Genomic DNA, 21,597 nt, shown 5'->3' with positions numbered 1-21,597 from the left:
TAAGGTAGATTGAAAGCATTTGCACTAGAAGAGATTTTTTGGGAAAAGAGATATGGGAGATAGCACACTGTTTAACCTGAAACAAGAGTTGATTTCTATTTCAACAGCTACTGATATTGGATTTAACAGCAACACAACGTATCGTCAGCAAATTGAGAAATTAACCCAACAAATTGAGGTTCTCAATCAAAACAGTGAACCGACGAGTCATATGGAATTGGTTCAAGGGCGCTGGCGGCTTTTGTACAGTACGTTTGGATTAGAACAACAAACAACTCTTTCTCGTCTTTCTTTCGGTAAGTTGCCTAATGTAACAATCAGCGTTACTGGTTTGTTCCAAGAGATTTACAAGGCTACTGGGCAGTACAACAACCTCATTGAGTTTATCGCAGGCTCTGGTGTCAAGGGTGTTACTGTGGTTATGGGGCGCTATACAGTGGTGGACTCTAAACGTCTTGCCATTGATTTTTTGGAAACTTCTGCTCATAGTGCAACCGATGATTTGAATGACGCCGCTTTTCGAGAGGCTTTAGGAGTAGATCCGGCGTTACCTTTGAAATCAACACTTTCTGGCAGTGGTTGGGTGGATATTACCTATTTGGATGCAGATTTGCGCCTTATGCGTGGTAATCAGCAGAATTTGTATGTGCTACAGCGAGAGTGAGTTACTGCATCTCCTGCTTCAAGTACGGATGTAGCACGTAGCCGTGCTACGTGCTACATCCTCAGGAGTTTTGTTCCTCCCGCCGAAACCTCTATAACAGGACTTACGCACGAACAACGTAATCATCTTACCTATGTGAGCGGTAAAACTGCTCTTACTATTTGCAGTTAACTCCCGTTAATTCAGGAAAAAACTCTTTTGCGGCACAAGACACTAACATAGGATCTTCAATAGGGGGATTCGTCTTTGGAACAATGTGAGCAGCACTAACTTTTTTGAGAGTCCATTGAAAATCTTCTTTCCTATTATCAGCAATGCTTTTTACTTTAGTGTAGAAATATTCGCCGCGAGCCAAACGATTAGAACCTTGTTGTGCATCACACTTATAGGTATCATGCTCAGGTGATAAAGGTTTGTTATCTTTTGTGCCTAAAATAATTGTCATTGGTGTGCTAAAGGTCGTTTTCAAGTCCACAGATGGCAGTTTATCTCCAGTTTCTTTCTTGAAACCGCAGGGATAGTCTGTATACTCATCGGGTATTGTGTACGAACCACCCTCTGCGGCGACAGCCTTTTTGATATGTGCATGGGGCATAAAGATGACCATCCGATGCACGAACTGTGCGCCTGCAGAGTGACCATAGAGATAGTAATTGGTTGTATTGATTTTGATGCTTGTTTTGACGAACGAAAAAATATTTTCAATTTCAGTAAACGCCCACTGGTTTTGGGGATTTAGCGTATTAAGGTCTTGTGTAAACATATTGCCAAGGTTATACCCTGGGGCTAAAGGAAACCGCTTTTGTTGAAACTGGGGAGCGAGCAGGATAAAATTTGGATTGCCGCTGCCGTTGCCGTTGTAGATATTTCTCCAGTCATTTCTATAATCTTCAGCATTCCGTTTTTCGCCATGCATGGCGAATACCACTTTAGTATTTGCCTCCAATTGATTAGGTAGGTAGTAGTAAACAGGGATAGAGAAATTGCCAGCTTCAACCTTGTAAAGGAAACAGCCCTCTCCTTTTTTCAACACCCTTAAGGTACAACTATTATCTGAATGTGTTGAGACTAACTCAGATGCGTTGACCAGATGAGCAAAATAAAAGTAGAGGAAAGCGATCGTTATAAAAGCAAACAACCGTTTCATGAATTAAAACCTCTTTATCACAGGACAACAACCTTAAGGTTGGTTTTTTCAAACTCCGAACAATTCATTGAGTTTTTCTAGTCTCTCCTCATCCGTTATAGGCTTTTTTACTTCAGCATATTTAGTGGAGGAAGGTTCTAAATCAACTATAATTTCTGCTCCATCTGGTATACTGTCCACTGTCTCTAATAGCTCGATGGTTTGACCGCGTTTAATTCCTCTAATTTTCATTTTGTGAGTTCCTCTGGTAATAGTTATAAGATGCGTTATCCCTTGCCCCTAAGGCATCCTATAGGAAATATTTACCAGTTCATTCAGGTTGTGGCATTTGAAAAGCATACACATCTTTTATAACTCGCACCCAACCATCAGAAACAGATTCGAGAATGCGATCTGCCGAAGGCAGCAGCGAAGCTATCGCCTTTCTCCTTTGTTGCAACTGTCGGATCTCCCACCACTCCACTTTTGCTTATATCTCGTGTCGCCCATGCAAAGGGTAACTTACCCTCAATACTCAACAAACTTCCCTCTGGCTGTTCTGGCGGATACTCTGCAACAGCAGCGTCCATTTTCACTTGTTCTGGTAAAATAGCCAACATCAGGCTAGTTTCTGCATCCCCTGCATGAATACCTACTTGTTTTTCCTTTAGCGTCACTAATTCCGAAGTGATATGCGGGACTCGCCACGTAAACAGCGGAAATACTAAAAACTCATCATACTTAATATGCAAATCCCGCGCGACAATTTCCATAACTTGGGGTTGTCCCCCGTGGGAGTTCATCAACACCAATTTCCGAAACCCAGCACGGTAAACACTTTCTCCAACTTCCATCAGAGTTGCTATGAGAGTTTCAGCGCCCAGAGTCATTGTACCGGGAAAGTGCCAGTGTTCATTCGATTTGCCGTAATATAAGATTGGCAGAGCATATGCTGGGATGCTTGTATCTAGCTTTTCCAACGCTTTTCCCAGAACCGCCATACCAATGGCAGCATCGACAATTAACGGCAGATGAGGACCATGTTGTTCAATTGCCCCTACTGGTTGGATAATGACTACATCTTCCTTGTTTGGCATTGCTTGGATGTCAGTCCAACTGAGGTAGGGAAAAAAGCGTTTTGGGGGAATAAAGCTGTGCATATATTCAACAAAGTTTGGAGCACTATTTGCTGATTTTACAAAAGTTATGAGGAACAAAGCTAGATTTTTCAGATGTTGAAGTCAGAAACAGAAAAAAGTATGATAAATTGCCACTTTTGTAAGCTATTTCAAATACAAAATCTAGCTAAGTATAGATTGTATAATCGGCAGAAAAGCCTAACCTCAATTGGTTATTGCTTAGATACTGTAGACAATATCAACCAGTTAGTAAACACTCACGAGAGAAAACCCAATGGTTGAAAATAATGGAGCTATCCGCACCCTATCGGTTGACATTGGTGGTAGTGGTGTCAAAGTTATAGTTTTGGATATTACGGGAAAAGGCTTAACAGAAAGAGCGCGAACAGAAACACCACAACCTGCGAAATCAGAACCTGTGATTGATGCAATTGTAAAACTAGCAGCGACTCAAGGTGAATTTCATCGCGTTTCGGTTGGTTTTCCTGGTGTGGTGCGCAGTGGAGTAATCCAAACAGCTGTGAACTTAGATCCAGATTGGATCGGGTTTGATTTGGCTACAGCATTGTCAAAGCGTTTGGACAAACCTGTACGGGCGATAAATGATGCCGATATGCAAGGTTTGGGGGCAATTTCTGGAAAAGGTGTGGAATTGGTAATTACACTGGGTACGGGCTTTGGTTCCGCTTTATTTGTAGATGGTAAACTCGTGCCGAATTTGGAAATGGGACATCATGAGTTTCGTAAAGGAGAGACTTACGAAGAACAGCTAGGACGTGCAACGCTGGAAAAGGTGGGTGAAAAGAAATGGAACAGGCGGTTGGAGAGGGCGATCGCATCTCTGGAACATCTGTTCAATTATGATTATCTGTATATCGGCGGCGGTGAAGCGAAAAAGGTGGATCTTAAATTACCACCAAATGTGAAGATTATCCCCAATATCACTGGTTTATTGGGTGGTATCGCTTTGTGGAAAGATTGAAGAGGACAAGAAAACAACAGGACTAAAGCTTTCGCTTTAGTCCCGATGGTTGAAATTTCGCAAATAACACAGCAGTAGATAACTCATCCCAACTGTCGTCGGAATTGACGGATACTCAAAGTTATCAACACCGTAGCAAAAACCAGTAAAATTAACACCTGACGCCAAAGCGTCTCAATACCAACTCCTTTGAGCAAAATTCCCCGACAAACTTCGATAAAGTAGCGCAAGGGATCTAGATAAGTCAGCCATTGCACAAAAGTAGGCATACTAGAAATTGGTGTCGTCGCTCCACATAAAAGAACTAATGGCGGGTTAATAAAAAAGGCTGTTAGTTGTGTCTGCTGTTCGCTTTTTGAATAGGAAGCAATCAAAATACCAATGCTGATACCTACCGTGAAGTAAAGCACAGCAATCATGAGAAACACGAGCAAATTACCTCGCAATGGGACACCAAACACCAGCCTTGCTATACCAACAGCAATTAAAACATCTAAACTCAGCAGAATAAGTAATGGACTCACCTTAGCCAAGATAACTTCTGTGTTAGAAGCTGGAGTCATAACCAACTGCTCAATAGTCCCCGCTTCTTTTTCTCGCACGACTAATGATGCAGCAGCTTGAGAACCGATAACTGTTAGGACAATTCCAAACATCCCCGACACAATAAACCAAGAAGTTTCCAGTCCCGGATTATAGAATACTGAAGTTTGAACTTCCACTTTATTGCGCCGAGAAGCAACAGTGTCGTTACTGTTATTTGTATGACGCGAATTATAATCACTGACTAATTGACTAATATAACTAGAAGCAATCCTTGCTGTATTTGCATCAACAGCATCGTACAATGCTTGTAATTGAACTGTACGTCTCCTCGCAATATCATCAGCAAATTCTGGAGGAATTGTGAAACCTACTGTTAGCTTCCCAGTTGCTAAATCAGCAATCATATCTTTTTGGTCAGGATAATATCGACTAATGACAAACGCATCAGTTTGCTTAAGAATTTCTACAAACTCACGAGAAGCACTGCTGTGACTATAGTCAGTAATGCCAACTTTAAGGTCTTGAATCTCTGGATTGAGAGCAAAACCAAACACCATTAAAAATACAGTCGGTGGTACGAGCAACTGAATCACAAGTTGACGATTACGAAATATCTGAGCGAACTCTTTCTGAAAGATCGCCCAAAAACGACTGCCCAAAATTGTGTCGATGAAATTTGAAAACATACTATAGCATTCCTAAATCACTCATAAGATTTTTTCCTCTCTTTCTTGTCTCTTTCTTGGCGTTCTAGCCTACGGCACGCCGCTGCGCGTCTAAGGCGACTTGGCGGTTCGATAATTTTCACAACTCATATAGGATTGCTATAGATAATATTGAATTATTCAAGCTCCCAATTGCATCTTTTGTAATTTGCGCCAAGCCAAAAAGAAAAATAAGCTTGCAAGTAGTGTCAAAGCAAATACTGGAAACCAAACTCCCAACCAACCCACGCCGCGAGCATAAGCATCGCGAGTTACTTCAATATAGTACCGAGCAGGAATAATACTAGAAACCCAACGAATACCAACTGGGATATTATTTACTGGGTAAATAAAACCAGATAACTGAAGTGATAACAAAAAAGCTGTGAATGCTACCGCTTGGATCGCAGCACTTTGTACTTTGGTATTGCAGCCTATAAAAATTCCCCAAAAAACACCGCAAGCAATGTAAAGCATTGAACTAAAAATCATCGGTGTGGGATCGCCAACAAACCGCAAACCAAAGAATAGCCAAGCCTCAATATTGACAAATAATACTTCTGCCATACCCACCAGCCAAAATGCTGCTGCTTTACCTAGCAAGTATTCGATACCTGTTAAACTAGAAGCATAAACTTGGAGTATTGTCCCTTGTTCATACTCTTTTGCTGTTGCTAAACCAGCCAAAAGTGGAGGAAACAAAGTAACAGTAATCGCAATAGCGCCAGGACCAATATATCTCAATGTTTCTAAGCCGGGGTTATACCACAACCGAGATTGGAGACTCACAAGGGGATTTTTGCTCCCACGCAGATTTTCTACAAAAGCATTGGTAGTCGCCTTGGCATAACCCCTGACAATATTAGCAGTGTTGGCATCAGTACCATCAACCAAAATTTGGACTTCGGCTGTACGTCCACTCCGTTTTAAATCCCGCGAGAACTTTGGAGGAATAATTAAACCTGCTGCAACTGAACCTTTATCTAGTAGTCGGGGTAAATTGACCTGTGGTCCAGAAGCAATAATATTGAACTTATTAGTACGCTCAAAGGTGGCAATATACTCGCGGCTATTGGGTGTCAAATCTAAATCTTGAATGGCAAAGTTAATTTTGTTTACCTCTAGGGATACCGCAAAACCAAATAACAGTAGCAGTATTAATGGCAATAAGAGTGCTAGTGTGAGGGTTAGGCGATCGCGCCCCAGTTGCGTTAATTCTTTAATAGTCTGAGCAAATACACGTTTCATAATTATTAGTCATTAGTCATTAGTTTTCTAATACCATTTCACTAAATTAGTGATACAAATTCTTTCTCCCTGCTCCCTGCTCCCTGCTCCCTGCTTCCCCTGCTTTCTCCTAATCCACAGGTACATCTAAACCACGCTGTCGCGCCTGTTCCACCACACTGATAAACACGTCTTCCAAAGAAAACCCAATTTCTCTATGGTTTTGCACTTTTATTCCAGACTCTTTCAACCAGTTCTCAACTTGGGGAATCTGTGTTTGTGGCTCATCCAAAACTGTATGCAGGCGCGATCCAAAAATAGATACCCGCCAACGCTCTAACCGCTGCTTGAGCAAATCCGAAGCGGCTTGCAATGGTTCACATTCCCATTCCACCAACTGTCCTGGCTGTTCCTCTTTAACTTGACGTGGTGTTCCTTGAGCAACAAGTTCTCCCGCAACCATGAATCCCAAGCGGTGACACTGTTCGGCTTCTTCAAGATAATGAGTCGTCACGAGTATCGCCATACCTTCATTTGCAAACTGGTTAATCCAGCGCCAAAATTCTCTTCTGGCTAAGGGATCAACACCAGAAGTCGGCTCATCAAGAAACACAACTTTTGGTTCATGCATCACAGCTGCGCCAAAAGCCACCCGCTGCTTCCAACCGCCTGGTAAGTCCGCCGTTAACCTATCTTCTTGCCCGACTAAATCACTCATTTGGAGTACCCAGTTTTTCTTCTGTTGTCGATGGCGGCGAGGAACACCATAAACACCGCAATAAAACTCTAAATTTTGTCCTATCGTCAGGTCATCATAGAGGGTGAATTTTTGCGACATATAACCGAGTTGTTGCCGCACTTCTGCACTACGTAATTCACCCGTTTCTCCTACTAGCATCACTTTACCAGAACTAGCTGGTAGTAAACCACAGAGCATTTTAATAGTTGTTGTCTTGCCAGCACCATTTGCCCCTAAAAGACCAAATACTTCACCATATTTAATATTTAAATTAATATTCTTAACTGCGTGGAAATTACCAAAAACTCTATTGAGATTGTCCGCCCCAATCGCTGTTCCTTCAGATTTTTCTTGACGGAAAATGCGGGGATAATTGCTTGCAGAAGTCTCTCCTTTGAGTTCCCGCAATCGAGCGACAAAAGTGTTTTCTAGTGTTGGCGTATCCGTGGTAAAATGTTCAAGTGGAATATTTTGCTGCTCTAGGATGTTGCGAATTCTGTGACTCGTTTCTTTGGGAGTGTTTGTGAGGACATCTAGGCGATCGCCAAAGCGTTGCACGTCCGACACCAAATCTCGTAAATCAACGTTGGTGTTCAGGATGTCGGCTGCTTTATCTAGCTGCGCCACGGGTAGATAAACTTCTAACCGTTGCACGCCCAAGCTGGCTTTCACCTTAGCTGGTGTATCGCACTGCTGAATTTTGCCATCATACATTAAAGCAATTCGGGAACAGCGTTCTGCTTCATCCAAGTAAGGCGTAGCAACAACTGTTGTCATTCCTTCAGTCACAGCAAGTTCCGCTAAAATATCCCAAAACTCGCGGCGCGATACTGGATCGACACCTGTTGTTGGCTCATCTAATAATAAAATTTTCGGCTGGTGAATAAGCGCACAGCACAAAGCGAGTTTCTGCTTCATTCCACCAGAGAGGCGTCCAGCTAAACGTTGTTTAAACTGTGCTAAGTCCAGTAAGTTTAAATAGTGTTCGCTACGCTTTTTAAAAGCCGTGTCACTGACTTCGCGTAAACCTGCTGCATAACGCAGATTTTCCTCAATGCTCATGTCTTGGTATAAACTGAAGCGTTGGGTCAGGTAGCCCATTTGCAGGCGCACGTCCCAAGGTTTGGAATCAAATACTTCGACGATACCGCTTGTTTGTGGCATGACTCCTGAGAGAATTTGAAATGTGGTGGTTTTGCCTGCTCCATCAGGTCCAATCAGTCCAAAAATCTCGCCTTGATAAATGTCTATGTTTATACCGGCGACGGCTTCAGTTTGTTTGTTGTAGCTGTGTCGTAAGTCTCGGATGGAGATGACGGGGGAGTTGGTACGTTTTTGTGGAGGGTTTGTTTGGAGAGTTGCTGTCATATTAACGAACCGCAGAGACGCAGAGGACGCAGAGGAAAGAAAGAGGAAAGAAAAAACAGAGATTTCAGAATTTCCACGGTAGGGAAAATTGAGTAGAAGCACGTTTTTGCTGTGTTTCTGGTACAACAATTCGTCCGTCAGCGGGCATTCCTGGTTTTGCTAAGCCTTGGGGATTTTTTAAGGTGAGTTCTACGCCAAAGACTTGAGTGATTCTGTCTTTTTTGAAATAAGTGTTTTCTGGGGTGAAGCTGGCTTTGGGATCTATGCGAGTGACTGTTGCTTGTAGGGGTTGTTTGGGAAGTGCATCTAAGTAAACTAGTCCTGACTGACCAATTCTAACTTTGCCGATTTCTCCTTCGGGGATGAAGCCACGCAGGTAAAGATTGTCGAGATTGACGATTGTTAGCAGTGGTGCGCCTGCTGCTACGACTTCGCCTGGTTCAACGGAACGGGTGATGACATTACCGGATAAGGGGCTATTTACGACTAAGTAGTTCAAGTTAGCTTGAGTCTGGGCTTGTGTTGCTTGGGCGTTGCTGACTTCTTCTTGTGCTACTGCGATATCAGTGCCGGCTTGAGCAATTTGTTTCTGGATTTGTAGTGCTGCAGCTGCTTTGATTGGTGGATTGTTCAGAGTGGCTTGAGCTTGGGTGAGGATTCCTTGAGCCGACTGAACTTGTTGTCTTGCAGCATCAACGTTCGCTTGAGCCGTTTGTGCAGTGGTATCATACTCATCCTGGGTTTGGGCTGACACAGCGCCTTGGGTAAATAAGTTTTTATACCGTTGTTGTTTAACTTGTGCTAGCTTCAGATTTGCCTGAGCTTGAACAAGCTGGGCGCGAGTTGCGGCTACAGACTTTTCAGCTTCCCAGACTTTCCCCTGACTTTCTTGCTTAACTTGCTGCGTGGTTAAATTGGCTTGTTCGAGTTCGGCTTCTAAGATGGGTAACTGTTGGCGACTACGCCTCAAACTTTCCTGGGCGGAACGCACTTTGGCTTGTGCTCCCTGCAGTTGAGCACGCAATTCGGAGTCGTCTATTTGCACTAATAACTGACCAGGTTTAACGATATCTCCTTCCCTAACAGCAACTTTGGCAATTCGACCACCTGTTTTGGCAGAGACATCGGTTTCGTAACCTTCAATACGCCCACTTAAAAATAGACCACTAGGCTCTGGTTGATAAAAAAATACGCGATAAATTCCGTATCCTAGCCCTGCGAGGAGTGCGATCGCCCCCAAAATCACCACTGGTTTGGGGATACGTCGTCGCGGCTTCTGTGGAGATGGCTGAGGTTGGGATGATTGCTCTTTTTCTTTGACAAGAGTGCTGCTAGTTTGTTTAGAGTCTTGGGAAGGTTCGGTCGGCGTTTGTGTCATAACAACTCCGTGGGTGGTGAGAAATTTTGGAAATTTAAAACTTGATTGACTGGTTAATCAACTATACACAAGAAAAATTACTTTCAAGCTTGGTTATTATCTATTGGAGAAATTTCTATACCCTGTAAGAACACCTGAACAGCAGTTGTTACCATCGTATCAGAGCTAATCTCCAGGGCATCAGGTTGTCGGAATAATTCACGCGTGAGAATATAAACAATAAGGGAACCGATGAAACAGCGAGCCGCTGCGCCTGGGTTCATAGGTTTCATGACTCCGACTGACATTTGCTTTCTCAGGTACTGAGTTAAGAAAGCTATTGAACGACTCGGTCCAACATTGTTGAACATATCTGCCACCTCTGGTCGCTGGAACGCTTCACTCAGCAGCAGCTTCATAAGTGCGATAGATTTTGAGTATTCCAAAGCTGCCAAAAACGCTTTACCAAAGATGATGAGTGCATCCTTTGGCGGTTTGGTCATAATCTCATCCTCATGGCGGTTCAGCAGTTGCAGTACTGGTAGGTGTTGCTCAATAACCTGCCCAAACAAGTCGTTTTTATCTTTAAAGTAGTGATATATCAACCCAGGTGAGCCAATTCCTGCTGCTGCGGCAATATCCTTGTTAGTCGCCTTCTCAAAACCCTTTGTAGAAAAGACCTGCAAAGCACCATCAATAATCTGCTGTCGCCGATTTTCAAAGTCTTGCTCGTCGCGTGGAGGCATAATCATGGATTGATTGACTAATCAATCAACAATATAACACAACATTTAATCAGGAAAGTATACTTAAATGATAGTTTTATAGCTAGAAATTCAACTTGCAACTATGGAACATTCATGAAGTGAATACGTCTGTAGATAGAAGACAACAGTATCAATATTGCATTACTAGTTCAAAAACGTGTTAGTTGACAAATAAAATTCCTCCCTAGTGATGTCTTCCTAAACTGCTTTGTAGTCTATATTTTAGCTAGAGAAACATTTAACTAAAACACTATACAAACTTTTTTCACTGTATAACTCATAACTTTCAACTATGATATTTTCTCGCTTTTCTACATTGCGTAAAAACTTTGCCTTCTTTCTTGCAGGCTTGGCAACTACTATAGGTATCGGGTTAATCACTCCTACGCCAGTTGGTGCAGTTCCTTGGACTCAGTTACTTTTCAATGGAGTTCAGCTTCTGCAACTGTCTAATGTGTCAGCAAAGCAAAAAGTTGAATTGGGTCGTGAGATTGACCAACAAGTACGCAGCAATTACAGAATCTCTACCAACGAGAAGGTTACCCGCATAGGTCAACGAGTGGCTGCAGCTAGTGACTGTGCTGAATATCCGTTTCATTTTTCTGTGGTTCAAGACAAAAGCATTAACGCTTTTTCAACCACAGGTGGCTATGTTTACGTCCATACTGGACTGCTCAATGCAGTGGATAATGAAGATCAGTTAGCAGCAGTTTTGGGTCATGAAATTGGTCACATTTGCAACAATGACCTGATCAACAAGTTGAGACAAGCGCAACTCGCTCAAGGTGCAGCCTCGTTGGCTGGGTTAGACCGCAGTACTGTAGCGAGTGCGGCTTATAAGCTGGCTGTAGACTTACCCAACAGTCGTGACGCTGAATACAAAGCTGATGATAAAGGACTGCGGTATATAGAAAGGGCAGGTTATAACCCCAATGCTATGCCTGCGTTTTTGAGTAAATTGGTGAGTCAGCGTTCCACACCAACATTTTTGAGTGACCACCCAGGAGCGAAAGAGCGGATTTCTATTTTACAAAGAAAAATTGCTGCAGGTCAGTAAAGGTAGTAAAAAACCCGGTTTCATAAAAAACTCGGGTTTCCAACCTATTAATTTTACTGCAATTGAATGCACACTTCTAGGACGTTGGGAGCCCGATTATATAGATCCTTGGCTGATTGTCACGGATTTAGCTCCAGAAGTGGCGGATGCTTGTTGGTAAGCTAATGTACTTTTAATTTGCATAATTAGGGCGGGCAAGATGCCCACAGCACAAGAGTTTTACTTTTAGCTAACATGCAAGATAAATGTCCAACAGCTTATTCAATGCGTTCTTGGATTGAGTGTATGTTTAAGGATGGTTTTAGGGGTGGTTTGGCATGGCATCAAACTAAGATGATTCACCCATCCGGGCTGAGAGACATCTGCAACTCGCCACAGATTAATTTCACTGTTGCGTCATTGCGACGTAAGGAAGTAATCTCACAATCTTGTTCTTTCGTAACTTGTGCGTAAGTCCTATATAGTATCTTCGCACCATCGACTCTATATTTTTTTGTTTACGTAAATTTACTAACAAAAACCGACTTTTTTCCGACCTTTTCCGACTGTAAAACTTTATGTCATTTGTTAAATTCTTTACATGATTCGGTTTTAAAGCTGAAATCTACTATTTCCATAGTTGTGAGTCTTATTACCATGCATACAGTAAAAGTTCAATCAACAAAATGCTTCAACAGAGGTAAGGAAAGTTATTTTACTACCTTTAGCCAAGCAAATATATCGGCAGGCGAAACCTGCCAATCCCTCAAGACATCAAGGACGGGTAATATGCTAGTATCATATTTGACTTCAGGTAATTGATTCGGTTGAAATACCATTACCGACTTATCATCAGGGTCAATGAACCAACCCAGTTTTGTCCCCTGATTGACACAAAAAATAATTTTATTAATGACACGGTTAGGAGATTGGTCAGGTGATAGGATTTCAATAGTCCAATCAGGGTAGCTTTCAAATCTGTTGGCGATTTCCCCATCTTCATCAGTCGGGATGCGCGACCACTCAAATACCGCAATATCTGGAACTAACGATCGTCCGCCAAAGGTGCAGCGTAACTCAGTTAATGCTAAAGCTAACTTTTTTGGTTTACCAAGCTGATTGATTGCCGATGCTGACTCTGTTTGGAGAATGCTATGTTTTCCTTGGGGTATTGGTTTTTGGTAAATGTGACCGTCGAGATACTCACTAGCTGGTTTGGTTTCTGGTAGTTTCAGAAACTCCTCTAATGTCTTGTTGAAAGATACCTGAGTTGAAAGTGCCATAAGCAATTACTCCCGAAACAATCCTAGCGAACAAATAATTTAAGGTTTTCGCTTCTCTACTTCTGCAACTCGCAAATTGATTCTATCTATATTCGCTTGTATAACATCTCTAAGTGCTATAAGAAAGGTATTCAAATCATTCTGTTCCATTGCTACGTGAAGATACCCTGCAGCAAACTCAGGGTCTCTAAGTTCATCACGAAAAGTCTCGCTCAAATCTTTCAACCGCATATTTGAACTATCCTTACATAGTAACATTTTTGAGCTTTAACCTATTTTTCGTTCGTTTGCTAGACTTTACCCCCTGTCTTTTATCCACCTCCCTATCCTTATTCAAATCCAAATAGTAGTGGTACGGCAGAAGGAATCACTAGTTGTATGCAAAAATTGAAGTCTTTCTCCCTACCTTTCCGTCTGGCGTAAATGATGTAACTATTCAAGTAACCCCAGAACATCGTGGAACATTTTTCAGCAATCTTACAGGCGATGGATCTGCGGGGCGCGATCAGATTGCCTATTCCTTACCTGTTCAAAACGGTGGACTATTTACGTTCAAAGCACCATAAGTAGAAAGGTGTAAATGTAATTAAATAGAAGACCCCTTATATGTATCAAGAATCCCGGTTTATTCAAGAAATCGGGACTCTGAAGAACGCAATCTTTCAAAATTATTGTGGTGAAGTAAGTAAGTCGGCATTAAAAAATCAACTTCTGTAACAAAATGTCAAATAAATATAGCAGTCCTATTTCATTTGTGAAAAAACAAAGTAAATTTGTAGATTCTTCTTCCCTGTTAAGCGTTAAGCGTTAAGCGTTCCCTACCTCAATGAGTAATTTCACAACTCCTGCACGGATTGCTATAAATAGCCAAAAAATATGTCATTCCACAGTTGTTACAAAACTCAACATACATTGATTTTATCGTGCCGAGTTACTTAACCAATACTCAGAGATCTTTGCCCACAAATGATACATGAAGTTTTGATTGATAAAAAAATATATCGTTTTATTAACTTATGTTTCATGCTTACTTTTTTTCTACAACGAATATATAATCGGAGATAACGTTTATACAAAGAACGCAATATTACCCTAAAACGCAATATGTACCTAATCATTTCACTTGGCGATACCGCCAGATAATGCTGTTAAGTGTTTGCATACACTTGCAATGGAACATCATGAGAGCACATGATTGCTTGTAGTTTGCAGAAATGAATTTCACAAAGAGGTTGACTTAAGTTACATTTACAGATACAATAATTAACAAATTTACATGAGTCTGCCTAATCCACGGATTGCCCAAAACATTTTGTTACATCGGGGTAAGCCTGGAGCGGAGGAACCAAGTTTGGGGCTAATCTCATAGGAGAGCGAAGAATGAAAAATGAAGAATGAAAAAAGACAAAATTACTCCGGTTTTTTTTCCTGTCTTTTTTTTTCTTTCTTCTGTTCTGTGAGAGGGACATCTCTCAGTCCTAGCCCGTCAGCTAACTTCGTCGGCATTGAGAGGAGACTGAACGAGCCGCATTCTTATCAGTAATGCATTATTCTCGTCAGTGTCCTTGGCTGGTATCTGTGCGCTTCGTTGTACCTGCCCTTGACTACGAGGAAAAGACCATATTACCTTTTCTTCCGGTCTGTTGAGGCAGGAAAAATCGCTATATGGTGAAGTTCAACTATGTTACCGACGAGAAAACATCGCATAGCTCTAATTTCTGTTGATGGAGATCCTGCTGCAGAAATTGGACAGGAAGAGGCTGGAGGACAAAATGTCTATGTGCGTCAAGTTGGTTATGCACTTGCTCAGCAAGGTTGGCAGGTGGATATGTTCACCCGCCAAAGTAGTCCACAGCAGGCTACGATAGTGCAGCATGGACCATTATGTCGCACGATCCGATTGAAGACTGGATCTACTGAGTTTATAGGGCGAGATCACTTATTCGAGCATCTACCAGAATTTATTGCAGAGTTTCAGGCATTCCAGCAGGAGCAAGGATTTCAGTACCCTTTGATTCATACTAACTATTGGTTGTCCTCGTGGGTGGGTATGGAACTCAAAAAACAGCAACCATTAATTCAGTTACATACTTACCACTCTTTAGGAACAGTCAAGTACAATGCTATCTCTGAGATTCCAGCAATTGCTAGCAAGCGAATAGCCGTTGAGAAAGCCTGTCTAGAAAGTGTAGATCGGGTTGTTGCAACAAGTCCTCAAGAACAGCAACATATGCGAAGACTCGTTTCCACTAAAGGAAAAATCGAAGTCATCCCCTGTGGGACTGATATCGATAAGTTTGGGTTGATTCAAAGGTCTGCCGCACGGCAGGAGTTGGGAATTGCACCTGATGTTAGGATGATTCTCTACGTAGGTCGTTTTGATCGACGCAAGGGAATTGAAACATTAGTACGAGCCGTTGCAAAATCTAGTTTGCGGGGTCATACTAACCTACAACTTGTTATTGGAGGTGGTTATCGTCCAGGTCATTGTGATGGGATCGAGCGCGATCGCATCGCAAGCATTGTCGCTGAACTCGGATTGGAAGACTGTATAACCTTTCCAGGTCGCCTAGATGAGGCTGTTCTTCCCTCCTACTATGCAGCAGCAGATGTTTGTGTTGTACCTAGTCACTACGAACCTTTTGGTTTAGTTGCAATAGAAGCAATGGCTAGTCAGACTCCAGTCGTGGCTAGTGATGTTGGGGGGCTGCAATTTACAGTCGTACCTGAAGTGACTGGGTTACTCGTTCCCCCTAAAGATGAAGTCGCTTTTGCTACTGCTATTGACCGGATTTTGCTCAACCCAAATTGGCGAGATCAATTAGGTGAAGCTGGTAGACAACGAGTAGAGATTGCGTTTAGTTGGTATAGTGTTGCATCCCGCCTGACTCAAATCTACACACATCTACTAGCTCAAACCATGCCCTCAATAGAGAGCAAACCTCAAATTGCAGCTTAATTTCTACCGCTTTGATAGTGTTGCGAAGTTTTTCGTAAGGGTGCTTTGTGGTTTTTCCAAGTGTAAGATCGAAAATAATCCGGACTTAGCACTAAAAACGCAGCACTAATAAAGAGAGCGATTTTGCATCATGCTGCACCAAATCGCACCTAACGTGCAGAAACAGTAAAAAACAAGTCACTAAACCTTTCACGTCAGGGAGTTATTAATATGCTGAACATTGGAGATTACGCACAACATCAAATCACAGGGCAGATAGGTCAAGTTATTGGTTATGGACATCAAATACTGCATGGAGTCTATTTAACCACCTTAAAAGTACAAGCAAACAGCCTTCAAGGAGTTGAGAATCACAAAAAATTTATTGAGGATGTCTACTCCGCCTGGATAATAGCAGAGCCAACAGAAGGCGACATGGCACTGCAAGCTTAATAAGTTTGGAGACATCAGGATTATGAATAAAGCTAGGGGAAAGCCTAATCAGATTTCCCCAGCTTTGTTTGTAGACTTTTTGTGAAATGGTATGGGAGCATTGCAATGATGTGCTCCCACACCATGTGGTTTGTGCAAATGAAAAGCGCTGTCAACAACTAAGGGTGTAAGGGTGTAAGGGTGTAAGGGTGTAAGGGTGTAAGGGTGTAAGGGGTAAGAGTTATTGGTGAGGGCTTGAACCCTTTTGGTTCCGGGACAGGGATGCACCACATCCGAGAGTGCGCCCCTCTTAGGGGCTAGAAAAATCTCTCTTCTCCCCTACCACCATACAACCCCTACACCCCTACACCCCTACACCCCTTTGTTGCTCAATCCACTCCCAAAAGCGCTTCACCTCGTTGATAGAGTTCGCGAGCATAGTCAGTCCAAACTCCTTGTCCCCAATATCGGAAACAACTTGTTTGCAATAACAAGTTGTACAGTAATGCTCTTTGATAATCGCAACTCTGTGTCACGCAAGGATCTTGCTGAACTAATGAATCATATTTTTCATGAAATAAAGCACTGAGTTTATTCATTGGATCTAAAACATTTTCGTAACCTTGAACCCAACTTAAATTGTTCGTCCAAGAAGCACCATCCATGTGAAATTGATGGTCTGTTTCCTTTAATTCTGTTATTGCTTTTTCCACAGCTTCTGGTGTAGAATTTCCTGGTTCTACTCGCTGCCAAATTTTGTGTTGCTGTACGGCTTGACAGGTTGGATATTCATCTGGATTCACACCAGCAGCTTCAATTAATTCCAAATATTCAGTACCGTTGAGTGCGACAATTCCTGAATGATTGTTTCCGGAATCGCGAATTTCATAATAGACTCTCAACAAATCGCGGGGATATTCGTTCATCATAACGCCGCCATTTTCCCCATCAGCAATTTGAGTGACAAGCGAGGGAACTTTAACATTACCAATTTGCTGTTGACTTCTTCCTTTCGCCTCAAAATAAGGCTGCATTTGAGCCACTAACTTTGTGTCGGAACCTTGAGTTTTGATTAATGCTGTAATGCTGATGGTTTCACCTTTAGAATTGCGGGCAAGCAATCGATTTGGAATATATTTATCCTCATGACGTAAACCCGATCCATCCAGACGTTCTACAGAATGTTCTTGCACCATCAACCAACGATATCCGCATTCTTTGAGAGCTTTGATATATTCAAACAAAGTATCCGGGTGGTTTGGTAAGTGCATTTCTGGGGGAGAAAAGCCCTTCACGCGCTGTAGGGCATCATAGCCGAAAATGGCTGCAAAGTAATGTTGCCAAGCTTGAATTTGGAGTTTAATGTCAGGAATTGGTGTGGAAGGAATAACCGCATGACTCCACATTGTTCCCAACCATTCGACGTAAGGCTGATATTGAGAGTCACAAGTCAAACGTTTGAGATTATTGATAATATCCTCTCGTCCCATTTGTTGTAACCCCCACAACAAATTACCCGAGTAATCGAGCATAATTCGAGGATTGCAACCTTCGGATATAAGTTGGGGAATAAAATCGCCCATCCGGCTATAACACCAGGCAAATGGTTCTGCGTTATGGTTATCTCCTTGATGGGGATGTTCAAACATATACTGGAGATGGCTGATAATTTCCCCGTGAGCACCCGCAGGAATGCTGGGTTGATGCATATGGAGAGCACAAGCAAACCCAGCCGTGATATTTTCTAGGCGGAGATTGGTGGTGTTGAGAAATACAGGGTTATCTTGCTGAACCACAGAATTAATTTCTGCCTCACAGCCGCAAATATTGGGTAATCCTGTCCGGAATTGTTCCAAAATTGGTAGATTAGCAGATGATTTTGTTGCAGTCATAGTCGTTCCAAATAGCTTATTGAAAGACGAAACCAGCCAGCAAAAGAGGTAACAGTAGAAGGACAGACACTATTAACAACAGAGTTCCCGGATCAATCTTAATCTGTGGTTCGCGCATTGTACACCCTTTTAGAAAAACAGGTATTGCAAATCATTAGTTACAGGATTTACGCAAAAATAACGTAGTTGTGTCATTGCGACGTAAGAAAGCAATCTCACAGTCTTGTTTTTTCGTAACTCATGCGTAAGTTATAACTACAGATCACCATACCTTAACATGCCTCTTGAGAGAAACAGTCCAAATCCCCATTCATAAATTTAAAATCAGGCAGAGAAGGTATGGACTCAAGAACCAAGGTTGGTGGGCGTAATTCCCATTGTTTCGTTGAGACTTGCAAGTCTTTGATTAATCCTGTTCGGATATCCAGTACCCAACCATGAATCACTGGTGCTTTTTGATCATAAAGTGCTTTACGCATAATAGAAGTTTGGTATAGATTTTTAACCTGTACCAAAATATTGATTTCTGCTAGACGATTTAGACGTTCTTCTTTTGTGAGCAAAGCATCAATTTCGTCTTGGTTTTGTAAGTAGATTTCTCGGATCGGATTCACCCAATTATCAATGATTCCAATGGTTTTTCCTTCTAGCGCCGCCTTAATTCCACCGCAACCGTAATGACCGCAAACAATAATGTGTTGAACTTGAAGATGAGAAATTGCGTATTCCAAAACGGCTAAAAAGTTAATATCCGTTAGGGACACTTGATTGGCAATGTTGCGATGGACAAATAACTCTCCAGGTTCTGTGCGTGTAAAGTTGGTTAGCGGTAAACGACTATCAGAACACCCAATGTAAAGATAGGGGGGTTTTTGTCCGGTGGCTAATTGTTCAAAATAGTTGGGGTTCAAAGCCAGTTTTTCTGCAACCCAAGCTTGATTATTGTTCAGGAGTTCATCAATGCTGTGATATTTCATTAATCTTTAGCAAAGTCTAGGGTTCCAGGTATTTGCGCTTAGTACAGCATTTCATAAATTCATAACGCTTTTCTTTGAGATTATTTGGCTAGCCCTTTTGAAATAAGCGATAAGAGCGTTGTTTATAAGCCCCTACAAACACCATATGAAACTCAAGGAAAGAAGCTGTTAGTCGTTGCGAACTTGTGCAATACAGTACTTACTTCTAGTTTTAATTGGACAATGCAGTTGACGCTATACCCAGCCACTAAATTTAGTATTTTGATAATAAAGTTAATGAGATAAAATAATTCTTCAATCTGGGGAGAATTATGTTATCTATTGATACTATACAAGCTTTTATACAGATTTATACTGACTATTAATCATTTAATTGGTTCCGGATGAACTACTTTCTTTAAAAAAATCTGTAAATTAATATTATACACAATAACTGGGAATTCAAGATATTTTTGTTATCTACAGATCAAATTGTTGTTTGTTAATCAGTATATTCTATGCTAGGTTGCAAATCATGATTTTGAATTAAAACCTCCTGTGATCGAGATAGAAACCTTTCATAAAGAGCAATTATAATTAAACTCATTCAACAGGAATCATTGAGACTGAGAGTTATCAGGAGAGAAATTGTGGCTCAAGATTATTCAGCAAAATGGTGGGCAGCGTTTATCTGTATTGCAGTTATCGAAGGAGTTTTGCTTATTTTGTTAATTTCTAGACAACCGACTCCACTTCTTTTTGTAGCAATCATTGCTATTGCATTACTACTGTTTCTTATTCCTCAGCTTGATGAGGTTATTGCATTGACTTTTGATAGAGGAAAGCTAGATAGCAAAATAAATTCAATTGGAAAAAAACTCTCTACCACAAAGGCAAGAACTGACAAGCTAGTTTTGATATCTATGTCCAAATCTATGTTTGAGACTCTCAAGAAACTGGCTGGGGGTAACTTTGGTTCTTATGAAATGAATGATAATCTAGAAAAAGAAATTTTTCACCTGAAAGATATAGGATATGTAGATGTTGGTAGAATTCGTGACATTCCTTATAAAGATAATAACCTTTCCGATTACGTAAAAGTCACTGATTTAGGTAAGCAGTATATCGATCTTCGTAAAAGTACAGAAGAGGACAACAAAGGTTAGTTTTAACTTTCTGAAATTTTGCCAGGGGACTCTACACTTGATTCTATTTGATGCTAATCTTTCACCCTTAAAGTGATAACTTTATATGTGGTTTGAGTCAAATGAAAGCTGACATGTTGCTCATGAGTTGCCCAAACAACATCGGGAATGACGCTATCGGCTTTTTGAAAACACCAAACCAAAGTAAAGCGTCTCGGTTTATCCTGGATATCCGTCAATTGTAGTGAACTATATATAAAGCGCACGTGCGATCGCCACACAATACAAAATCAGTTACCATTAAACACGTAGTTCTAAAAGTACGAATGCTTAAAAGTAAAATTACTTACGTTTTATTTACCCTGAGCTTAATCATTGTTCTTAGCTGGACTACTATTTCAAGGCTACCGAACCTTCTCACTTGCCAGGAATCAAATGTTATTCGAGGAACAGGTGAAAGATTCTACACACATCCTCAGAAAATCATAGTTGAGCCTTGGCGAGGTGAACATCACGTTTACGCAATTTTTATGATTCCTGGTGGAAATCTCACTGATAAGCTGTTCACAGTCACTATAAATGGTACTGGCACTTTCTGCGGAGAACTTATTTTTGCTGGCACGACTGTTGCTGAAGGCGTTTATGCTAAGCCAGGATATTACCTGATGAAGGCATTATTCCATACTCGGGCTGCTGTATGGTTGATTTCTCAAGGTAAGAAAGATGAGTTAAACCAGCCTGATAATTGGAAAGTTGGTTATGGAAAAATACAACAATCTGGGTAAACTGACTTGAAAATAGGGAACGCTTAACAGGGAACAGGTTAAGAGGTATTTTCATGTGTTCTGGTGAGGCAGTTCATGATGGCTACTTTGGCATAATTTTGATTATTGATCCCTATTAATGATCAGTTGTAGAAAGGATAATTTTACTAAAAGTAATGCTACGTAGTTTCCGACGATACCATCGCCAGATTGCCATTATTTTGTGCCTACCATTATTTCTGACTGTGCTCACTGGTATGGCGTACACTATTATCAATGAATGGTTCCACCAGCATGAGTTAGCTGTATTTCTGATCAAAATCCATAGCCTAGAAGTCTTGAATCTACAAGGAATTTATCCCTTTTTGAATGGTTTAGGATTAATCGGTTTATTGATTACTGGTGTAAGTATGACAGGTTTGTTTCGTCAACGCACTAATAAAAATACACTGGGATAATTTCAAATTGAAAGGGAACAGGGAATAGGGAACGCTTAACAGGAATTAAAATTTCCCTATTCCCTCCAAAGAGC

General features: G+C 41.4%; 19 protein-coding genes, 1 pseudogene and 1 riboswitch. Of the genes and pseudogenes, 8 read left to right on the top strand and 12 right to left on the bottom strand.

The window, feature by feature from the left end:
* The first annotated feature begins 52 nt into the window (after positions 1 to 52).
* Positions 53 to 664 (top strand): PAP/fibrillin family protein, encoded by a 612-nt coding sequence (locus AC5JM2_RS20575; protein ID WP_495836698.1) that lies wholly within the window; start codon positions 53 to 55, stop codon positions 662 to 664.
* Positions 665 to 821: 157 nt separating this feature from the next.
* On the opposite strand, the gene AC5JM2_RS20570 is transcribed toward AC5JM2_RS20575, so the two are convergent.
* The 3 genes and pseudogenes from AC5JM2_RS20570 to AC5JM2_RS20560 all read right to left on the bottom strand — a co-directional run bounded on the left by AC5JM2_RS20570 (position 822) and on the right by AC5JM2_RS20560 (position 2,950).
* Complete coding sequence (locus tag AC5JM2_RS20570) at positions 822 to 1,811, bottom strand: alpha/beta hydrolase family protein (protein WP_495836697.1); 990 nt, start codon at positions 1,809 to 1,811, stop codon at positions 822 to 824.
* A 48-nt stretch (positions 1,812 to 1,859) separates the two neighbouring features.
* The gene (locus tag AC5JM2_RS20565) at positions 1,860 to 2,042 is read right to left on the bottom strand and encodes a hypothetical protein (protein ID WP_495836696.1); all 183 of its coding nucleotides are present in this window, start codon (positions 2,040 to 2,042) and stop codon (positions 1,860 to 1,862) included.
* A gap of 79 nt (positions 2,043 to 2,121) precedes the next feature.
* Positions 2,122 to 2,950, bottom strand: a pseudogene (locus AC5JM2_RS20560) (creatininase family protein).
* A gap of 253 nt (positions 2,951 to 3,203) precedes the next feature.
* On the opposite strand from AC5JM2_RS20560, the gene AC5JM2_RS20555 reads away from it, so the two are divergent.
* A complete protein-coding gene (locus AC5JM2_RS20555; protein WP_495836695.1) occupies positions 3,204 to 3,911 on the top strand; it encodes an ROK family protein in 708 nt (235 codons plus the stop codon).
* 83 nt (positions 3,912 to 3,994) lie between these two features.
* Here AC5JM2_RS20555 and AC5JM2_RS20550 read toward each other — a convergent pair whose 3' ends face one another.
* From AC5JM2_RS20550 to AC5JM2_RS20530, 5 genes are all read right to left on the bottom strand, one after another.
* Complete coding sequence (locus tag AC5JM2_RS20550) at positions 3,995 to 5,143, bottom strand: ABC transporter permease (protein WP_495836694.1); 1,149 nt, start codon at positions 5,141 to 5,143, stop codon at positions 3,995 to 3,997.
* Between the two features lie 159 nt (positions 5,144 to 5,302).
* Positions 5,303 to 6,409 carry an ABC transporter permease gene (locus AC5JM2_RS20545; RefSeq protein ID WP_495836693.1) on the bottom strand — a complete coding sequence of 369 codons (1,107 nt, stop codon included), beginning with the start codon at positions 6,407 to 6,409 and terminating at the stop codon, positions 5,303 to 5,305.
* A 109-nt stretch (positions 6,410 to 6,518) separates the two neighbouring features.
* Positions 6,519 to 8,495, bottom strand: a complete 1,977-nt coding sequence (locus AC5JM2_RS20540; protein ID WP_495836692.1) for an ATP-binding cassette domain-containing protein — start codon at positions 8,493 to 8,495, stop codon at positions 6,519 to 6,521.
* A 64-nt stretch (positions 8,496 to 8,559) separates the two neighbouring features.
* A complete protein-coding gene (locus AC5JM2_RS20535; RefSeq protein ID WP_495836691.1) occupies positions 8,560 to 9,873 on the bottom strand; it encodes an HlyD family secretion protein in 1,314 nt (437 codons plus the stop codon).
* 83 nt (positions 9,874 to 9,956) lie between these two features.
* On the bottom strand, positions 9,957 to 10,598 hold the full coding sequence (locus AC5JM2_RS20530) for a TetR/AcrR family transcriptional regulator (protein WP_495836690.1): 642 nt from the start codon (positions 10,596 to 10,598) through the stop codon (positions 9,957 to 9,959).
* Between the two features lie 313 nt (positions 10,599 to 10,911).
* On the opposite strand from AC5JM2_RS20530, the gene AC5JM2_RS20525 reads away from it, so the two are divergent.
* A complete protein-coding gene (locus AC5JM2_RS20525) occupies positions 10,912 to 11,676 on the top strand; it encodes a M48 family metallopeptidase (protein ID WP_495836689.1) in 765 nt (254 codons plus the stop codon).
* A 689-nt stretch (positions 11,677 to 12,365) separates the two neighbouring features.
* Here the strand turns inward: AC5JM2_RS20525 and AC5JM2_RS20520 are convergent.
* Positions 12,366 to 12,938 carry a Uma2 family endonuclease gene (locus AC5JM2_RS20520; RefSeq protein ID WP_495836688.1) on the bottom strand — a complete coding sequence of 191 codons (573 nt, stop codon included), beginning with the start codon at positions 12,936 to 12,938 and terminating at the stop codon, positions 12,366 to 12,368.
* Positions 12,939 to 12,977: 39 nt separating this feature from the next.
* Positions 12,978 to 13,169 carry a helix-turn-helix domain-containing transcriptional regulator gene (locus AC5JM2_RS20515; protein WP_495836687.1) on the bottom strand — a complete coding sequence of 64 codons (192 nt, stop codon included), beginning with the start codon at positions 13,167 to 13,169 and terminating at the stop codon, positions 12,978 to 12,980.
* 1,058 nt (positions 13,170 to 14,227) lie between these two features.
* Positions 14,228 to 14,458, top strand: a riboswitch (cyclic di-AMP (ydaO/yuaA leader).
* Between the two features lie 161 nt (positions 14,459 to 14,619).
* Here AC5JM2_RS20515 and AC5JM2_RS20510 point away from each other — a divergent pair.
* Both AC5JM2_RS20510 and AC5JM2_RS20505 read left to right on the top strand, forming a co-directional pair.
* Positions 14,620 to 15,897: a glycosyltransferase gene (locus tag AC5JM2_RS20510; RefSeq protein WP_495836686.1), complete on the top strand. Its 1,278-nt coding sequence runs from the start codon at positions 14,620 to 14,622 to the stop codon at positions 15,895 to 15,897.
* Positions 15,898 to 16,107: 210 nt separating this feature from the next.
* Positions 16,108 to 16,329 carry a hypothetical protein gene (locus AC5JM2_RS20505; RefSeq protein WP_495836685.1) on the top strand — a complete coding sequence of 74 codons (222 nt, stop codon included), beginning with the start codon at positions 16,108 to 16,110 and terminating at the stop codon, positions 16,327 to 16,329.
* Positions 16,330 to 16,697: 368 nt separating this feature from the next.
* On the opposite strand, the gene AC5JM2_RS20500 is transcribed toward AC5JM2_RS20505, so the two are convergent.
* Positions 16,698 to 18,200: a glycosyl hydrolase family 57 gene (locus tag AC5JM2_RS20500; protein ID WP_495836684.1), complete on the bottom strand. Its 1,503-nt coding sequence runs from the start codon at positions 18,198 to 18,200 to the stop codon at positions 16,698 to 16,700.
* A gap of 272 nt (positions 18,201 to 18,472) precedes the next feature.
* Complete coding sequence (locus tag AC5JM2_RS20495; protein ID WP_495836683.1) at positions 18,473 to 19,177, bottom strand: carbonic anhydrase; 705 nt, start codon at positions 19,175 to 19,177, stop codon at positions 18,473 to 18,475.
* A gap of 629 nt (positions 19,178 to 19,806) precedes the next feature.
* Between AC5JM2_RS20495 and AC5JM2_RS20490 the strand changes: the two genes are divergently transcribed.
* From AC5JM2_RS20490 to AC5JM2_RS20480, 3 genes are all read left to right on the top strand, one after another.
* The gene (locus AC5JM2_RS20490; protein WP_495836682.1) at positions 19,807 to 20,322 is read left to right on the top strand and encodes a hypothetical protein; all 516 of its coding nucleotides are present in this window, start codon (positions 19,807 to 19,809) and stop codon (positions 20,320 to 20,322) included.
* A gap of 305 nt (positions 20,323 to 20,627) precedes the next feature.
* Positions 20,628 to 21,086: a hypothetical protein gene (locus AC5JM2_RS20485; protein ID WP_495836681.1), complete on the top strand. Its 459-nt coding sequence runs from the start codon at positions 20,628 to 20,630 to the stop codon at positions 21,084 to 21,086.
* Positions 21,087 to 21,241: 155 nt separating this feature from the next.
* On the top strand, positions 21,242 to 21,523 hold the full coding sequence (locus tag AC5JM2_RS20480) for a peptidase (protein WP_495836680.1): 282 nt from the start codon (positions 21,242 to 21,244) through the stop codon (positions 21,521 to 21,523).
* The last annotated feature ends 74 nt before the right edge of the window (positions 21,524 to 21,597 follow it).

The organism is Brasilonema angustatum (genome assembly GCF_059505445.1).
Note: the sequence above shows the minus strand (reverse complement) of the source record. Positions and strands in the feature narration are given on the sequence as shown.

What these genes read in the sequence shown, in the direction of transcription:
- AC5JM2_RS20575 (WP_495836698.1), top strand. Translation starts at nt 53, where the DNA reads ATGGGAGATAGCACACTGTTTAACCTGAAACAAGAGTTGATTTCTATT.
- AC5JM2_RS20570 (WP_495836697.1), bottom strand. Translation starts at nt 1,811, where the DNA reads ATGAAACGGTTGTTTGCTTTTATAACGATCGCTTTCCTCTACTTTTAT.
- AC5JM2_RS20565 (WP_495836696.1), bottom strand. Translation starts at nt 2,042, where the DNA reads ATGAAAATTAGAGGAATTAAACGCGGTCAAACCATCGAGCTATTAGAG.
- AC5JM2_RS20555 (WP_495836695.1), top strand. Translation starts at nt 3,204, where the DNA reads ATGGTTGAAAATAATGGAGCTATCCGCACCCTATCGGTTGACATTGGT.
- AC5JM2_RS20550 (WP_495836694.1), bottom strand. Translation starts at nt 5,143, where the DNA reads ATGTTTTCAAATTTCATCGACACAATTTTGGGCAGTCGTTTTTGGGCG.
- AC5JM2_RS20545 (WP_495836693.1), bottom strand. Translation starts at nt 6,409, where the DNA reads ATGAAACGTGTATTTGCTCAGACTATTAAAGAATTAACGCAACTGGGG.
- AC5JM2_RS20540 (WP_495836692.1), bottom strand. Translation starts at nt 8,495, where the DNA reads ATGACAGCAACTCTCCAAACAAACCCTCCACAAAAACGTACCAACTCC.
- AC5JM2_RS20535 (WP_495836691.1), bottom strand. Translation starts at nt 9,873, where the DNA reads ATGACACAAACGCCGACCGAACCTTCCCAAGACTCTAAACAAACTAGC.
- AC5JM2_RS20530 (WP_495836690.1), bottom strand. Translation starts at nt 10,598, where the DNA reads ATGCCTCCACGCGACGAGCAAGACTTTGAAAATCGGCGACAGCAGATT.
- AC5JM2_RS20525 (WP_495836689.1), top strand. Translation starts at nt 10,912, where the DNA reads ATGATATTTTCTCGCTTTTCTACATTGCGTAAAAACTTTGCCTTCTTT.
- AC5JM2_RS20520 (WP_495836688.1), bottom strand. Translation starts at nt 12,938, where the DNA reads ATGGCACTTTCAACTCAGGTATCTTTCAACAAGACATTAGAGGAGTTT.
- AC5JM2_RS20515 (WP_495836687.1), bottom strand. Translation starts at nt 13,169, where the DNA reads ATGCGGTTGAAAGATTTGAGCGAGACTTTTCGTGATGAACTTAGAGAC.
- AC5JM2_RS20510 (WP_495836686.1), top strand. Translation starts at nt 14,620, where the DNA reads ATGTTACCGACGAGAAAACATCGCATAGCTCTAATTTCTGTTGATGGA.
- AC5JM2_RS20505 (WP_495836685.1), top strand. Translation starts at nt 16,108, where the DNA reads ATGCTGAACATTGGAGATTACGCACAACATCAAATCACAGGGCAGATA.
- AC5JM2_RS20500 (WP_495836684.1), bottom strand. Translation starts at nt 18,200, where the DNA reads ATGACTGCAACAAAATCATCTGCTAATCTACCAATTTTGGAACAATTC.
- AC5JM2_RS20495 (WP_495836683.1), bottom strand. Translation starts at nt 19,177, where the DNA reads ATGAAATATCACAGCATTGATGAACTCCTGAACAATAATCAAGCTTGG.
- AC5JM2_RS20485 (WP_495836681.1), top strand. Translation starts at nt 20,628, where the DNA reads ATGCTTAAAAGTAAAATTACTTACGTTTTATTTACCCTGAGCTTAATC.
- AC5JM2_RS20480 (WP_495836680.1), top strand. Translation starts at nt 21,242, where the DNA reads ATGCTACGTAGTTTCCGACGATACCATCGCCAGATTGCCATTATTTTG.